Origin of the sequence: Sphingomonas sp. Y38-1Y (genome assembly GCF_032391395.1) — a bacterium.
Lineage (GTDB): Bacteria > Pseudomonadota > Alphaproteobacteria > Sphingomonadales > Sphingomonadaceae > Sphingomonas.
In genome coordinates this window covers 2,751,986-2,766,996 of sequence record NZ_CP135916.1, presented here as the reverse complement: position 1 = coordinate 2,766,996, position 15,011 = coordinate 2,751,986, and the positions used below count along the sequence as shown (strand labels likewise).

Sequence of the window (15,011 nt, the reverse complement as noted above, 5' to 3'; positions counted from 1 at the left end):
AAAAAGATGCGCCGGCCCTCGCAGGAAGGCCGGCGCGAGCGGGGGATGGATCAGGCGGCGGCGAACTCGCGCGTGTCGAGGCGCTCGAGCTCGCCCGACTGGCGGGCGCGGCGGCCGTACACCGCCTCGAACAAGGGGGTGGCCATGACGGTGGTGACGATCGCCATCAGCACCAGCATCGAGAACAATGTCGGGCCGATGATGCCCTTTTGCAGGCCGATGTTGATGATGATGAGCTCCATCAGCCCGCGCGAGTTCATCAGCGCACCGATGCCCAGCGCCGTCCGATTATCCTCGCCCGCCAGCCGCGCAGCCGCATAGCAGGCCCCGAACTTGGCGAGGATCGACACCGCCAGGATGCCGAGTGCGACGACCAGCAGCGATACCGAATTGACCATGTCCATGCGCGTGTTCAGCCCCGAATAGGTGAAGAACATCGGCAGGAGCAAAACGACCGCGACCGGCTCGACCTTGCGCTTCAGCTCGGCGACGAACAGCCCGCGCGGCATGCAGGCGCCCAGGAGGAAGCCGCCGAAGATGGCGTGGATGCCGATCGCATCCATCAGGAAGGCCGATAGGCAGAACAGTCCCAGCGTGATCGCGAGCACGGTATGCGACATCTCGCCGCCGACCTCGACCGCGCGGCCGAGCGGCACGAGCAGGCGGCGGCCCCAGACGATCATGAAGGTGGCATAGAGCACCGCGCCGACGATCGCGATCACCGCGACGCCCGGCCCCGCGCCGAACGTCGCCAGCACGACCGCGAGCACGCACCAGGATGCGGCATCGTCGAACGCGCCGGCGGTCAGCGTCAGCGTGCCGAGCGAGGAATTGGCGAGCCCGCGCTCGTTGATGATCCGTGCCAGCATCGGAAAGGCGGTGAGGGCGATGCACGCGCCCATGAACAAGGTCGCGTTGCTGGTGCTGATGCCCGGCGTGAACAGCCCCGGTACGCCGAGCAGCCACGGCGTGATGAGGGCCGCCAGTGCGAACGGTGCGGCGATCCCGGCCGCGGAAACGCCCGCGGCGCTCTTCGCCTTGGTGCGGAAATGATCGAGGCGGAGCGTCAGCCCGACCAGGAACATGTACAGCCCGACGCCGAGCTGCGCGCCGACATAGAGGACGTTGCGCGTTTCCTTCGGAAAGATCGCATTCTGGAGTTCGGGGGCGAGCATGCCGAACAGCGACGGCCCGAGCAGCACGCCAGCGATCATCTCGCCCACTACCTGCGGCTGATGCAGGAAACGCTGGCCGATCCAGCCGACGAGCCGGCAGACCGCGATGATGATCGCCAGCTGGAGGAAGAAGTGGATGCTGAAATCGCCGGGCGCATAGGTCGCGGCGGCGTTCACGGCGGGCCCGTGGGGATTGAGCACGTCACCCAATGCCGACCAGCCCTGATTGAGCAATTCGATCATCGTTCCTCCCCCGCGGCGCGGCGCTTTGGCGCCCGCGCTTTGATGGCAGCAACAACAGGTTGGGGGCGCTCGGCAATAGGCGTCCGACGCGCCTCGTTCACTTTTCCGGCGATGGCGGCACTTGTGTTGCGCGGCCTCAACAGGGTAGCAACGTACCTACATGATAGCGCCAACAATGTAGCGATGTAGGTACGCGATGAAGGTTCTGACGAGCCGCCAGTTCAACCAGGATGTGAGCGCCGCGAAGCGACTCTCGCGCGACGAGCCCGTCTTCGTCACCGATCGCGGCCGACCCACGCACGTGCTGATGAGCATCGAGTCGTTCCGCGCGATGAGCGGGCGACGCGAGTCGATCGTCGACCTGCTGGGCCTTTCCGACGCCGTCCCGGTCGAGGCGCCGACGCATGATCGCTGGGATTGCTGATGTTCCTGCTCGACACGCCGCTCGTCCTGGAACTGCGGTTGGCGCAGAGCGGTGGCGCCGACGCGCGACTGGTCGCCTGGGCGAACGCGACGCCGCGCGAGCGACTGTTCCTCTCGGCGATCAGCCTGGTCGAGATCGAGGGCGCTGCGGCCCGGGCCGCGCGCACCGACAAGGCTGCGGGTGCGAAGATGCGCCGCTGGATCGACGAGCGGCTGATCCCCGCGTTCGACGGCCACATTCTCCCGCTCGATGCCGCGGTCGCGCGGCGGCGGGCGATGGTGGCGCTGGCCGAAACGCGCGACGCGCTGCTGGCGGCGACGGCGATCGAACACGGGCTGACATTGGTCACGCGCGAGCGTGCGGCGTTCCGGGGCGTCAAGATGCGCCTGCTCGATCCGGCGGATCATCAGGCGCTGCCGGAAGAGGAAGGGGACTGGCGCGCCGCCACGCGCAGTGGACCGCTCTGGCTGCGCAACTTGTTCATCCGCGGGTAACCGTGGCAGGATTATGGACGAACATCTCGGTTCATCGCGCGCGTGTATCGCGCGAACGTTTCCTGCCAGCACCTTAGCGCAGGTAAGGGTGGGCTTCACCAGCTTGAGTTATCGTGCGACGACACGGCGGCGGATGCTCCGCGCGGCGTGAGCATGAATGGACCTGCGCATGCCCTATCCCTCGAACCATTCTGCCATGTCATTGTTCGTCCAGCGGCTCGAGTCGCATACGCCGATCGGGGCGGAGGCGCGCGACGCGCTGCTCTCGCTGCCCGCGCAGCGCCAGGAGGTGCGGGCGCATACCGACTTCATCCAGGTGGGCTCGCATGTAGAGCATGCCAGCCTCGTGGCGGAAGGGCTGGTCGGACGCTTTGGCCAGACGGGCGACGGACGCCGGCAGATCGTCGCGCTTTATATCCCTGGTGAGGTCATCGACCTTCAGACGGTGATCGTGCCGCACGTCACGACCGCGATGACCGCGCTGTGCAATTCGACGGTGCTGAAGATCGCGCATGACGATCTTCGCGCGATCGGGCTCAAGCATCCGGAGATCGCCACCGCCTTCTGGCGAAGCTGCGTGCTCGACAGCGGCATCGTCGCGCAGTGGCTGGTGAACATCGGCCAGCGGCCCGCGCGCTCGCGACTGGCGCATCTCTTTTGCGAGATGGCAACGCGGTATCGCACGCTCGATCAGTCGGATGGGCGGCGCTATCGACTGCCGATGACACAGGAGCAACTCGGCGACGCGCTCGGCCTCACCTCCGTCCACGTCAATCGCACGCTTCAGGGCCTTCGCGAGGAGCGGCTGGTGTCGGTTGCGCGCGACAGCATCGAGATACTTGACTGGGACGCGCTCGCCGCGGCGGGCGAGTTCGACCGCACCTATCTAAGCGCCGCCTGACGAGGCGAGGCGGCGGAGTTCGGCGACGATCGCCGGCAGCTCCGCCGGCTTCTCGATTCGCGGTGTTCCCTCGAAACGGGCGGGCAGCATCGACGCGTCATAGCCGGTCAGGAACGCGAACGGGATCGCTTGAGCGACGAGCGCGTCGGCCAGTTCAAACGTCACGCCTTCGCCCAGATTGACGTCGACGATCGCACAATCTGGCCGGGCCGCCGCCATTGCCGCGAGCGCGGCGGCGACCTGCGCGAATGGCCCGACGACGCCGCCGCCCGCCCGCTCGACCAGTTCCTTGACCTCGGCCGCGAGATAGAATTCGTCCTCGACGACGAGCACGTCGACGCCGTCGAGGGCGCCTGGGTGCTCTGCGCTCACGATCCGTGCCTCCCGCCATTGCTTTCGAGCATGCTGCTTCGCGGATCGAGCGGCACGTCCAGCCGGCAATGCACGCCCTCCGGTTCGATCGTCAGGCTGCCCGCACCGCGCAGCTCATAGGGGACGCGGCGGGTGATGAGCTCGGTCCCGAACCCCTCGCGCGGTGCCATGCGGGTGTCGAGATCGAGCCCCGTCTCGCGCCAGTCCAGTTCCAGGCGCCGCTCCTCGGCCTGGGACACCACTCGCCACTCGATCCGGAGCCGCCCGCTCTCCCGCGCGAACACGCCGTATTTCAGCGCGTTGGTCGCCAATTCGTGTACCGCCAGCGTCAGCACCTCGGCAGCCTTCGGCGGCAGCAGCACGCGCGCGCCGATCAGGTCGATGCGGTCGAAATCGGCGGCCTGCGCGGCAAGCTCGTCGCGGACCAGCAATTCCAGGTCGGCACCCGCATCCACCGCTCGCGTCAGCAGCACCTGCGTCCGCGCCAGCGCGCCGAGCCGCCCCTCCAGATGCTGGACGAACTCCTCCGCCGACTGGTCCGCCTCGTGCGTGCGGCGCACCATCGAGCGGACGACTGCCAGGATGTTGCGCACCCGGTGCTGCAATTCGCCGAGCAGCAGCCGCTGCCGCTCCTCGGCCTCCCGCCGCTCGGTCAGGTCGACCATCGCGCCGACCATCCGCTCGGGCTTGCCGTCCTCGCCATAGGTGAAGCGACCACGCGCCGACAGCCAGCGAACCGATCCATCAGGGTGGAGCGAGCGGAACTCGCGCGCATATTCCTCGTGTCGCGCCATCGCGCCGAGCAGCGCCATCTCGGTTTCGGTGCGATCCTCGGGATGCACGCCGGCGAGCCATGCCTCATAGCTTGGCTCGACCTCGCCGACCGCATATCCTTCCATGCGGAAATGCTCGTCGGACCAACTGATCCGGCCGGAGCGGATGTTCCAGTCCCAGAGGCCCAGCCGCCCGACTTCCATGGCGCTGCGCAGCCGCTCCTCGCTCTCTTCCAGCCGGTGTTGCGCTTCCTTGATGCCGGTGATGTCCTGGTCGATCCCGCCGATGCGCTGCACCGCGCCGTCATTGCCGCGGATCGGGAAGACGGTGCTGCGAAGCCAGCGCGCTTCGCCGTCGGGGCGGTGGATCTGATACTCGAAACTGTCCGACTCGCCGCGCTGGGCACGCGCGATGACGGCGCGCGCCTGATCGCGATCGGCGGGCATGATCCGATCGATCCAGCGGTCGATCCCCGGCGTCGCGATCGCGCGGGCTACGGGAAGGCCATAGATCGCCTCGAACGCGGGGGTCAGATACTCCCACTGCAACGTCCCGGCATCGCGGATCCACAGCACGTCCCGCGATGCCTCGCCGAAGCGGCGCAGCCGCGCCTCGCTTTCCTGCAGCCGGTCGTTGGCGATCTCGTCGCGAAGCCGCAGCACCTCGGCCTGGGCGCGTTTCCAGTCGCCGATCTCCTTGGTGGTCGTCGCGATCCCGTCACCCAGCTTGACGACGCTCTGCAGGAACCAGCCGTCGAACTGCTCGTGGACATAATGTCGCTCGCGAACGCTCGGCTCGCCCGTCTCGGTCACGCGCTTGAACGTGTCGAAAATGCCTTCGACAACGACGCCGGGATTGCGCTCGAGCAGGCTTTCGCCGCGCACCTCGCCATATCGGCTTTCGGAGGTGTGATTGTTGAGCAGCCAGCGAAAGTCGACGATCGCTCCGCCTTCGTCGCGCACCGCCTCGAACACCTGGATCATGTCGGTGGAGGCGTCCATCGTTCCTTGAAGGAGGTCGCGGCTGCGCTGGAGCTCGCGGCTGCGCTGTCGAATGAGGAACGCGCTGGCGGCGAACTGCGACAGGCTCTCCAAGAGGCGCAGGTCCTCACGGTCGAAGCATCGGTCGCCGTCATGTGCGATGCCCCACAGCGTTCCCACCGGCCGCCCCTCCAGGTGGAAAGGCACGAGCAGCATCTCGGCCGCGGGCGGGTCGAGCACCGGACCCGCGTAAGTCGACTGCGGATCGATCAGGAACAGCGGCGCGTCGTGATCGAGCACGCGGCCGCAGGGGCTGGCATCGCGCGGCATCGTGCCGCCGCGATAGCCCGCCCATTGACCCGATAGCGCTTCCCAGACGAAGCGGTCGCCTTCCAGCAGGCTGATCCCGGCCGATCCGGCGATCCCGGCATCGACCATGCATTGGGTTAGACGTTCGAGCACATGGTCGGGTTGCTCGGCCAGGTCGTGCGCCAGCGACGAGAGCATGCGCGCTTCCACCGCATGGTCGGCCGCGCGCGCGGGGCGCCGGTCGAGCGCGTCGATCAGGATGGCGGCGGATCCGTTCATGGCGCTGTAACGCGCGAACCGCGCACGGGATATTTCGCGAGGTCGATTGGCTTAAACAACAGCGCGTCCACTCCAGATACTCGGCAGCTTATGGCAGGGGCTCGCCGATCCCCGCCTGGAGCACCGCATACCATTGATCGCGAGTCCATTCGATCCGCAGCGCGTCGGCGGCGACACGGATGCGCGACGGAGTTTGCGATCCGACGATCGGAATGATCCGCGCCGGATGCACCATCGCCCAACTGAGCGCCGCCGCCACCGGGTCGGCACCGTAAGCGGCACCCTGTTCGGCAAGCAGCGCGGCGACCGGATGCGTGGGATCGGTCAGCCGCCCGCCGCCAAGCGGCGACCAGGCGAGCACCGCAATGTCCTCCGCCATCGCCTGATCGAGCGTGCCGTCATAAAGCGGCGCGACCCGCAGCGGCGAGAACTCCGGCTGCGTCGAGGCTATCGGCAGGTCGAGGAAGCGCTGGAGCGCGGCGAGTTCTGCCGGGCTGTGGTTGGAGACGCCGACCGCGCGGACCTTGCCCGCCTCGACCATCCGCGTCAGCGCGCCGGCGACTTCCTGTGGGTGCGTCAGGAAATCGCGGCGGTGGATCTGGTACAGGTCGATGACGTCGATCCCGAGCCGGGCGAGCGAAGCGTCACAGGCGGCGGCCAGATAAGCGGCGCTGGAGTCGTAAGGGCGGGGCGGGGTGATGCCGCCCTTGGTCGCAATCACCATCCGGTCGCGCAGCGACGCGTCCTCGGCCAGTGCCCGCCCGAACAGCGCCTCCGCCCCACCGAATCCGATCGGCGAGCCGAAGCCATAGATGTCGGCGGTATCGAACAGCGTGATGCCGGCGTCGAGCGCGGCATCGATGCAGCCGCGCACCGCCGCGACGCTGCCGCCAAGCCGCCACATGCCCCACGCGATCGGCGAGACGGCGATGTCGCTGCGTCCCAATGGGCGTGGCTGGCGGTCGGGGATCAGGTGGGTCATCGCCGTTCCTAATCATGATCGTCGGGCGGCTTCAATCGGGAGCGGGGGGCATTCCAAGGAGCATGTGCCCCGGCGGAGGCGGGGGCCCAGTCGGGAAAGCCGAGGTAAGCGTGCGCAGCGCTTGCCAACGACAGCCTTTGCAACTGGACCCCGGCCTTCGCCGGGGAACTCCAGAAGGGCTAAAACCCCTGCAACCGGATCAGCGCGCCGCCTTCCGCGCCGGTTGCGATCTCCAGTCGCCCGCCATGCGCGATCGCGATCTGGCGGACGAGGTGAAGACCGATGCCCGACCCCTCCGCCTTGGTGGTGAAGAAGGGGAGGAGGACGTCGCCGCGCAGCGCCTCCGGAATGCCGGGGCCGTTGTCCCCGACCTCGATCACCGCGCCGCCCGCGCCCGCGTACAGCCGAAGCGAGACCCGGCGACGCTCTCTTGCGTCGCTCGCCTGCGCGGCGTTGCGCAGGAGGTTGAGCAGCGCCTGTGCCAGCAGATCGGGATCGGCATCGATCGTCAGCCCCGGCTCGACGCGCCAATCGAGCTTGTGCTCCAGCCACTCGATCGTGAACAGCCGCGCGAGTTCGGCGGCGAAGGGTTCCGCGGCAAAGCGGCGACGGCGGGCGGCGACGGGGCGCGCCATCTCGCGATAGCTGTCGATGAAGCGGCGCGTGGACTCCGCGCGGCGGGCCAGCGTCTCGACCGCCAGCCGCGCCTCGTCGAGTTCGATAGGATCCTCGCCCAGCAGCACCGCGGCGGTGCCCGCCAGCGAGACGATCGGCGTCAGCGAGTTGAGGATCTCGTGCGTCAGCACGCGCACCATCGCGGTCTGCGCGCCTGCCTCTGCGCGGTCCAGCGCCTGCTGGATCGGCTCGACGAGCACCGCGCGCACCGGCATCCCCAGCCGGGCGAGGTCGGCGCCGCGGACGATCGCGCGCTGCGTCCCGCCGGGCAGGGTGAGGGGGATCGGCTCGCCGCCTGCACGCGCGCCGGTCAGGATCGCGTGGAACGGCTCGCCCGGTGCGGCCAGCCGGCCGGCGTCGCCCTCCGCCTCACCGCCGAACAACCCGCGCGCGGCCTTGTTGGCGAGGCGTACCGAGCCCGCTTCGATCAGGAGCAAAGCGATCGGCATGTCGTCGAGCAGCGCCTCGAGAAAGCGGATCTCGGCCGCGTCGCGGGTGCGCGCGCGGTCGAGGTCGCGCATCGCGGCGTTGAGCGCGTCGGCGAGCGCGGCGAAGCTCTCGCCGCCGCCGCGAGCCATCCGCGCGGAGTTGTCGCCTAGCCGCAGCGCCTCCACGAACTGCACCAGCGCACGGTTGGTGCGGGTGACATGGTGGAGCAGCCCCGTCATGCCGCCGAGTGCGGCCGCGCCCGCGACGATCAGCGTCGCCCCGCCGCCGCCAAGCGCGATCGCCGCCGCCAGCGCCGACAGGCCCAGCCCGAGCAGTACCACCCAGCCGAGTGCGACCGCGGTGAAGCGGCGGTCAAAGCCCATGCTTTTCCATGCGTCGATAGAGCGCCGCGCGCGAAAGCCCCAGTTCGGTCGCCGCCGCCGAGATGTTGTAGCCGTGCTTGCGGAGCGCGGTTTCGACGAGGCGCCGCTCGACCCGGTCGAGATTCAGGTCGGCGACCTCCGGCACGGCGACGCTGACGTCGAGGATGGGGCCGGCGGCGGCGACGATGCCGAAGTCCGCGGCGGTGAGCGGTGCCTCGCCGCCCAGGATCACCGCCCGTTCGGTCGCGTGACGAAGCGCGCGGACGTTGCCGGGCCACTCGGCCGCGGAGAGCGCCGCCATCGTGCCGGCGGCAAGCGCGGGCACCGCGCGGCCGTAACGCTCGGCATGGAGCGCGAGATAATGGTCGATCAGCCCCGCCACATCCTCGCGCCGCTCGCGCAGGGGTGGCAACTCGATCTCGACGGTGTTGAGCCGGAACAGCAGGTCCTGGCGGAAATGGCGCGGGTCGCGCAGCGCCGCGGGGGTCATGTTGGTTGCGGCGACGACGCGGATGTCGACGGGCACCTCGCGGTTCGCGCCCACCGGCGTGATCCGCCGCTGCTCCAGCGCGGTCAGCAGCTTGGGCTGGAGGTGGAGCGGCAGGTTGCCGATCTCGTCCAGGAACAGCGTGCCGCCATCCGCCGCCTGAATGCGGCCGACGCGGTCGGCACGCGCGTCGGTGAAAGCGCCCTTCACATGGCCGAACAGCTCCGAATCGATCAGCTCGGGCGCGATCGCGCCCAGGTCGATCGTCACCATCGGCCTGGCCGCGCGGCGCGATTGCGCGTGGAGCGCGCGCGCGACGAGCTCCTTGCCGGTGCCGTTCTCGCCCAGCACCAGCACGTTCGCCTCGGTCGGGGCGGCGCGGCCGATCAGCGCGTGGATGCGCGCCATCGCCGGCGACCCGCCGATCAGCGCGCTGCTGCCCGGCGGCGGCACGGACTTCTGTACTTCGGGCGGGAGCGTGCGGCGGCTGGCGCCCAGGGCGGCGGCGCTGCGCACGGCGGCGACCAGGCGGTCGTTCGACCAGGGCTTGGCGACGAAATCGGCGGCACCGCGCTTCATTGCCTCGACCGCGACATGGATGCCGGCATGCGCGGTAATCATCACGACGGCGAGGCCGGGATCGGCGGCGAGGAAGTGTTCGAGCAGCGCCAGCCCCTCGACTGCATCGGTCGCGCCGCGCGCGAAATTGGCGTCGAGCAGGACGATGTCGGGCCGCCGGGCCTCGACCACGCGCCGCGCCTCGTCGGGGGCGGCGCACGTCACCACTTCCTCGAACAAGCCGCGCAGCGCCAGTCGCGCCGCGGTCAGGATGTCGGGATCGTCGTCGACGACGACGCACAACCCGTATTTGCCCTGCTGCCCCATATTTCCCTGCATAGACCGCTTTCGTACATCGGGTGTCCGAAGCCGCACAGACAATAAGCGTGCCAGTCGCTTTCGAGCGGTCCGCGAGGCGCTTGGCACGAAAGCTGCAAATTCGATCCCCATGATGACGATGCGGGAATGGGGACGATGAACCGGGAAAAGGGTGTGGCGGCGACGCTCGCGCTGCTGGCGCTGACAGGCGCGGCGCTCTGGCGGCCGGCGGGCGCGCCGGCGGCGCCGTGGCAGCTCAAGCTCGAGCTGGCGTCGGTCCGCCTGTCGATCAGCGGCGGCGGCGCCCCTGTCCGAAACCGGACAGGCCTGTTCGAAATCGGACGGTCTGCGGTCTCGCTGATGGGGGCGATGCGTTGACGACCGTCCGCACGCTCGACCGCCCCGCGACCGGCGGCGCGATGGATCGCGTCGTCGAGCGCCGGCGCCTGCCGCGCTGGGCCTGGGCGGCGATCGCCGCGGCCGGCGTCGCGATCGCCGCGACCGTCTTCTGGCTCTACGCCCCGCGCGGCGACAGCCAGACGGTCTCCAGCGACCGCCTGACGATCGCCAAGGTGACCAACGGTACCTTCGACGACTTCATTCCGCTGCGCGCCCGCGTCACGCCGCTGTTCACCGTCTATCTCGACGCGATCGAGGGGGGGCGGGTCGAGAAGATCCTGGTCGAGGACGGCGCCAGCCTTGCCGCCGGCCAGCCGATCGTCGAGCTGTCGAACGCCGAACTCCAGCTCTCGACCCTCGCGCGCCAGACCGAGGTCGAGCAGCAGATCAACAACATGCGCAGCCAGGAACTCGCGCTGTCGCAGACCCGCCTGGCCAACGAACGCGCATTGCTGGAGGCGCGGCTCGGCCTTCAGCGCGCCAAGCGGCAATATGAGCGCGAGGCGCCGCTGGCGCAGAAGGGCTTCGTCGCGGGGCGCGTGTTCGCCGACACCAGCGACCAGTATCGCTACGAGCAGCAGCGCCTGGCCGCCGTCGCGCGCAGCCAGTCGAACGACGAGCGGCTGCAATCGAGCCAGTTGTCGCAGCAGCGCGCCTCGATCGGGTCGATGCGCGCCGGCCTCGACATCGCGCGCGCGAACCTCGCCGCGCTCAACCTGCGCGCACCGGTTGCGGGCAAGCTGTCGGGGTTCGACCTTCAGGTCGGCCAGAGCCTGGCGCGCGGCGAGCGCATTGGCCAGATCGACAGCCCGGGCCGCAACAAGCTGATGGCCGGCGTCGACGAATTCTATCTTGGCCGCATCGTCATCGACCAGAAGGCGAGCGTGGAGCTGGCCGGGCGCACCTATGCCGCGCGCGTCTCGAAGATCTATCCCCAGGTGCAGAACGGCCAGTTCCAGGTCGACCTGCAATTCACCGGGGCAGAGCCCGCGGGCATCTCTCGCGGACAGACGCTTCAGGCGCGGCTGACGCTCGGCGATCCGGCGCCCGCGCGGCTGATCCCCAACGGCGCCTTCTATACCGAAAGCGGTGGCCGCTTCGTCTTCGTCGTCGCCGCCGACGGGCAGAGCGCGGTCAAGCGCCCCGTCCGCCTGGGCCGCCGCAATGCCGCCTCGATCGAGGTGCTCGAAGGGCTCGACCCCGGCGAGCGCGTCATCACCTCTCCCTATACCGGTTTCGCCGACAAGGATCGGCTCGACCTCTCCACGCCAAAGGAATGACGATGCTTCAGATGCGCCAATTGTCTCGCGTCTATCAGACCGACACCGTCGAGACGACGGCGCTCGACGCCATCGACCTGGACGTCGGTGCGGGCGAGTTCGTCGCGATCATGGGTCCGTCGGGGTGCGGCAAGTCGACGCTGCTCAACCTGATCGGCATGCTCGACCGGCCATCGAGCGGCTCCTACGTCTTCGACGGACAGGAAGTGTCGGGGCTGAGCGAGACGCAGCTGTCCGGCGTGCGAAAAGCCAATCTCGGCTTCATCTTCCAGAGCTTCAACCTGGTCGACGAGTTGACGGTGCGCGAAAATATCGAGCTCGCGCTTCTCTATCACGACGTCCCCGCGGCCGAGCGGCGGCGGCGGGCGGAGGCGGTGATGGACCGCGTCGGCATCGCCCACCGCGCGCGCCATCGCCCCAGCCAGCTGTCGGGTGGCCAGCAGCAGCGCGTCGCGGTCGCCCGCGCGCTCGTCGCCGAGCCCAAGCTGATCCTGGCGGACGAGCCCACCGGCAACCTCGACACCGCGCATGGCGAGGAGGTGATGCGGATGCTCCAGACGCTGAACGGGCAGGGGGCGACGATCGTGATGGTCACCCACTCGCCCGCGCATGCCGACTATGCCAGCCGCGTCGTCAACATGCTGGACGGCCGGGTCCTTCAGGAACGCCGCCGCGCCGCCTGATCCTTCTTCTGATTTCGGGAGCCGTCCTCATGTGGCGCAACTATCTTCTCGTCGGCCTGCGCGCATTGGCCAAGAACCGCGCCTATGCCGCGATCAACATCGCCGGCCTCGCGCTCGGCCTCGCCGCGTGCCTGCTGATCCTTCTCTATGTGCGGTACGAGACGAGCTATGACGACTGGATGCCGGGCGCCGACCGCGCGTTCCAGTTCCAGACGCATTATCAGGCGACCGAGACCGGCGGCGAGGAAATGAAGCTTCAGATGAGCGCGATCGTCGCCGGACGCACGCTCAAGAAGGACTATCCCGATCAGGTCGAAAAGCTGGTCTGGGTCCGCGGCTTCGCCCCCGTGGTGATCCAGGACGGCCAGGCGAGCACGATCGAGCATCTGCGCATGGCGGATGGCAACCTGTTCGAGATCATGAACGTGCCCTTCGTTCGCGGCAGCGGCTCGACCGCGCTTCCCGACGGCCACTCGATCGCGTTGAGCGAGAGCGAGGCGAAGAAGCGGTTCGGCGACGTCGATCCGACCGGCCGCACGCTGACGATCGTCGATAATACCGGTCCCGTCGATCACCGCGTCACCGGCGTGTTCAAGGACTGGCCCAAGAACTCCAGCTTCACCGCCGACGCGATCGCGCGCTTCGACCTCGGCACTCAGTTCGCCGACCGGGCCGAGCAGCTGGCGCAATGGGACAACCAGCAAGGCTGGAACTTCGTCCGCCTGCGCTCGCCCGACGATGCCGCGCTGATCCAGTCGCGGATGGCCGAATGGGAAAAGCGCAACATCCCCGATTACCCGAACGAGGGGAGGCGGGTGAACCCTGGCGACTATCAGGACTTCAAGCTGGAGAGCCTGCGCGACGTCCATCTGGGCGAGGCGCAGCGCGCCTCCGCGGTGCCCGGCAACGACCGGTTCACCGTCACGACCTTTGCGATCATCGCGCTGCTGATCCTGGGCATGGCGTGCGTCAACTTCACCAACCTCGCCACTGCACGCGCATCGCAGCGGGCGCGTGAGGTCGCGCTGCGCAAGGTGCTGGGCGCCAGCCGCGGCCAGCTCATCGCCCAGTTCCTGAGCGAGGCGGTGCTGGTCACCGCCATCGCCATGCTGATCGCGCTGGCAGCGGTCGAGCTGATCCTGCCGTCGTTCAACGCCTTTCTGAAGGCGGACATGCGGCTGACCTATCTGGGCGCCGGCGGGGTACTGCCCTGGGTTGTCGGGCTGACGCTGATCGTCGGACTGCTCGCCGGCCTCTATCCCGCCTTCTACCTCGCGCGGTTCGAGCCGGCCAAGATCCTCAAGGCCAACAAGTCGGCGGCGGACGCGCAAGGGTCGGGCAAGCTGCGCAGCGCGCTGGTGATCGGCCAGTTCGCGGTGTCGATCGGCCTCATCATCTGCACCGGCGTCATCTATGCGCAGACGGTGTATGCGCGCAGCGCCGACGCCGGCTATCAGCGCGACGGCATGCTCCAGATCGGCAATCTGGGCTTTCGCGGCGTCGATGGCCGCGACCAGCAGGTGGCCGAACAGCTTCGCCGCGTGCCCGGCGTCCTCTCGGTCGCCCGCACGCAGATCGCGGTCGCGCCCCAGAACAACTCGATGACGACGGTCTACAAGCCCGGCAGCACGGAGGATCGCATCGACCTCGGCCGCTATGCCGTGGAGGTCGGCTTCTTCAAGGCAATGGGTATGAAGCTGCTCGCCGGCCGCGACTTTTCGGAAGCCATCGGGCGCGACGACGCGACCACGCCCTATCCGGTCGTTCGCGCCGCCGAACAGGCGCTGGCGCAGCGCGGCGTCAACGTCATCCTGACGCGAGAGGCGGCACGGCGGCTGGGCTTCGCGAGCCCCGCCGATGCGGTGGGCAAGGAGCTTCGCGCCGGACTGACGATCGAGGAGTTCGGGCTGGTTCCCGTCACGATCGTCGGCGTGGTCGAGGACGCGCGCTTCCGCTCGATCCGCGACCCGCTCCAACCGATCATGTACATCATGCAGCGAAACGGGTTCGGCGACATCGTCGTCCGCTTCGAAGGCGATCCGGCCGCGGTGCGGGAGGCGGCGGAGCAGGTGTGGAAGCGCAACGTGCCGCAGGTGCCGTTCGAGGCCCGCTTCGCCGACGACATCGTCCGCGAGCTCTATGACCGGGAGGCGGCCCGCGGCCAGCTCTTCGCCGCCTTCGCGATCCTCGCCGTCGTCATCGGCTGTCTGGGCCTGTTCGGCCTCGCCGCCTTCACGGCCGAGCGGCGGACCAAGGAGATCGGCATCCGCAAGGTGCTGGGTGCGCGCAACACCGACATCGTGCGCCTGCTGGTGTGGCAGTTCACCCGGCCCGTGCTGGTCGCCAACCTGATCGCCTGGCCGATCGCCTGGTGGCTGATGCGCGACTGGCTGAACGGGTTCGACCAGCGCATCACGCTGACGCCGGTGCCGTTCCTGTTGGCGGGCGGCCTCGCGCTGACGATCGCGGTGGTAACCGTCGCCGGCCATGCCTGGCGCGTCGCACGGACGAGCCCGGTCAAGGCGCTGCGATACGAATAGGGCCGACCGTGGCGATCTGAACGGACGTGCGTCACCGCTCCGGATCGAGCGGTGACGCACCATTCTCGTTCCCGAACGTTCGGGCGCGTCTGAAGGCGCTGCCAGATCGGGCAAACTGAATTGGGGACCGCGCAGCTTGGTGCGCGAATGGTGCCGCCTACAGGACTCGAACCTGTGACCCCCGCATTACGAATGCGATGCTCTACCAACTGAGCTAAGGCGGCACGCGGCGCCGGTGAGGCGTCGAGGCGGGGCGCTTAGCAGGCAGGGCGGAGGCTGACAAGCGGGGTTCGCGAGCTTCCGGAACCCGTGCCGGCTTTACCCGA

13 protein-coding genes and 1 tRNA gene are annotated in these 15,011 nt (G+C 68.7%); 7 read left to right on the top strand and 7 right to left on the bottom strand.

All coding sequences use genetic code 11. The features are described from left to right. Nucleotides 1–50: 50 nt before the first annotated feature. Nucleotides 51–1,418, bottom strand: coding sequence for a cation:proton antiporter (locus tag RS883_RS13230; RefSeq protein ID WP_315760650.1), 1,368 nt, complete (start codon nucleotides 1,416–1,418; stop codon nucleotides 51–53). Nucleotides 1,419–1,614: 196 nt separating this feature from the next. On the opposite strand from RS883_RS13230, the gene RS883_RS13225 reads away from it, so the two are divergent. The 3 genes from RS883_RS13225 to RS883_RS13215 all read left to right on the top strand — a co-directional run bounded on the left by RS883_RS13225 (nucleotide 1,615) and on the right by RS883_RS13215 (nucleotide 3,237). Further along, nucleotides 1,615–1,842 (top strand): type II toxin-antitoxin system Phd/YefM family antitoxin, encoded by a 228-nt coding sequence (locus RS883_RS13225; RefSeq protein ID WP_315760648.1) that lies wholly within the window; start codon nucleotides 1,615–1,617, stop codon nucleotides 1,840–1,842. Next, entirely contained in the window at nucleotides 1,842–2,336 is a 495-nt protein-coding gene (locus RS883_RS13220) for a PIN domain-containing protein (protein WP_315760647.1), read from the top strand. The genes RS883_RS13225 and RS883_RS13220 overlap by 1 nt, the downstream gene beginning before the upstream one ends. 196 nt (nucleotides 2,337–2,532) lie before the next feature. Then, entirely contained in the window at nucleotides 2,533–3,237 is a 705-nt protein-coding gene (locus RS883_RS13215) for a Crp/Fnr family transcriptional regulator (RefSeq protein WP_315760646.1), read from the top strand. Here RS883_RS13215 and RS883_RS13210 read toward each other — a convergent pair. From RS883_RS13210 to RS883_RS13190, 5 genes are all read right to left on the bottom strand, one after another. Beyond that, nucleotides 3,223–3,609, bottom strand: coding sequence for a response regulator (locus RS883_RS13210; RefSeq protein ID WP_315760645.1), 387 nt, complete (start codon nucleotides 3,607–3,609; stop codon nucleotides 3,223–3,225). The two genes, RS883_RS13215 and RS883_RS13210, sit on opposite strands and share 15 nt — an antisense overlap. Then, on the bottom strand, nucleotides 3,606–5,951 hold the full coding sequence (locus RS883_RS13205; RefSeq protein ID WP_315760644.1) for a PAS domain-containing protein: 2,346 nt from the start codon (nucleotides 5,949–5,951) through the stop codon (nucleotides 3,606–3,608). Before RS883_RS13205 ends, RS883_RS13210 begins: the two co-directional genes overlap by 4 nt. 88 nt (nucleotides 5,952–6,039) lie before the next feature. Next, nucleotides 6,040–6,933 (bottom strand): aldo/keto reductase, encoded by an 894-nt coding sequence (locus RS883_RS13200; RefSeq protein ID WP_315760642.1) that lies wholly within the window; start codon nucleotides 6,931–6,933, stop codon nucleotides 6,040–6,042. Between the two features lie 179 nt (nucleotides 6,934–7,112). Then, nucleotides 7,113–8,420: a sensor histidine kinase gene (locus RS883_RS13195; RefSeq protein ID WP_315760641.1), complete on the bottom strand. Its 1,308-nt coding sequence runs from the start codon at nucleotides 8,418–8,420 to the stop codon at nucleotides 7,113–7,115. Continuing rightward, nucleotides 8,410–9,792, bottom strand: coding sequence for a sigma-54-dependent transcriptional regulator (locus tag RS883_RS13190; protein WP_409977417.1), 1,383 nt, complete (start codon nucleotides 9,790–9,792; stop codon nucleotides 8,410–8,412). The genes RS883_RS13195 and RS883_RS13190 overlap by 11 nt, the downstream gene beginning before the upstream one ends. A gap of 147 nt (nucleotides 9,793–9,939) precedes the next feature. Here RS883_RS13190 and RS883_RS13185 point away from each other — a divergent pair, with 147 nt between their 5' ends. From RS883_RS13185 to RS883_RS13170, 4 genes are read left to right on the top strand one after another with little or no spacing between them, the layout of a single operon-like run. Beyond that, on the top strand, nucleotides 9,940–10,161 hold the full coding sequence (locus tag RS883_RS13185) for a hypothetical protein (protein ID WP_315760639.1): 222 nt from the start codon (nucleotides 9,940–9,942) through the stop codon (nucleotides 10,159–10,161). Beyond that, complete coding sequence (locus RS883_RS13180) at nucleotides 10,158–11,462, top strand: efflux RND transporter periplasmic adaptor subunit (RefSeq protein ID WP_315760637.1); 1,305 nt, start codon at nucleotides 10,158–10,160, stop codon at nucleotides 11,460–11,462. The genes RS883_RS13185 and RS883_RS13180 overlap by 4 nt, the downstream gene beginning before the upstream one ends. 2 nt (nucleotides 11,463–11,464) lie before the next feature. Beyond that, the gene (locus RS883_RS13175) at nucleotides 11,465–12,145 is read left to right on the top strand and encodes an ABC transporter ATP-binding protein (RefSeq protein WP_315760636.1); all 681 of its coding nucleotides are present in this window, start codon (nucleotides 11,465–11,467) and stop codon (nucleotides 12,143–12,145) included. Nucleotides 12,146–12,174: 29 nt separating this feature from the next. Then, nucleotides 12,175–14,685 (top strand): FtsX-like permease family protein, encoded by a 2,511-nt coding sequence (locus tag RS883_RS13170; protein WP_315760635.1) that lies wholly within the window; start codon nucleotides 12,175–12,177, stop codon nucleotides 14,683–14,685. Nucleotides 14,686–14,833: 148 nt separating this feature from the next. On the opposite strand, the gene RS883_RS13165 is transcribed toward RS883_RS13170, so the two are convergent. After that, nucleotides 14,834–14,909: transfer RNA gene (locus tag RS883_RS13165), tRNA-Thr, on the bottom strand. Nucleotides 14,910–15,011 lie beyond the last annotated feature (102 nt).